Source organism: Lactiplantibacillus garii (assembly GCF_003885105.1).
In the GTDB taxonomy this organism is placed as follows: Bacteria; Bacillota; Bacilli; order Lactobacillales; family Lactobacillaceae; genus Lactiplantibacillus; species Lactiplantibacillus garii.
In genome coordinates this window covers 1-333 of record NZ_QWZQ01000143.1, presented here as the reverse complement: position 1 = coordinate 333, position 333 = coordinate 1, and the positions used below count along the sequence as shown (strand labels likewise).

Here is a 333-nt window from a genome sequence, read left to right as displayed (position 1 = left end):
ATATATTAAGAATAATTATGATCGTCCAGGTCTAAAAACTTGTTTTATTCCGTATGGTGCAACTGTATCTGAGACACCGACGAGTATTACGAATAAAAATCAAAAGTGGTTTGATCGATTTGACATTAAACTGAATAATTATTATTTAATCGTGGGGCGCTTTGTACCTGAGAACAACTATGAAGTAATGATTACTGAGTTTATGAAGAGTAATACAAAACGTCCGTTGGTAATTGTTACTAATGTGGGAAAAAACAAGTTTTATAGAAATCTTGAAAGTAAAACGCATTTTAGTCAGGATTCGCGTATTAAATTTGTGGGTACGGTGTACGA

At 32.7% G+C, this 333-nt stretch carries 1 pseudogene; it reads left to right on the top strand.

Features of this window, described 5'->3' with window-relative positions:
- Positions 1-333: pseudogene (locus D1831_RS14775) on the top strand (beta 1-4 rhamnosyltransferase Cps2T); the annotation flags it as partial.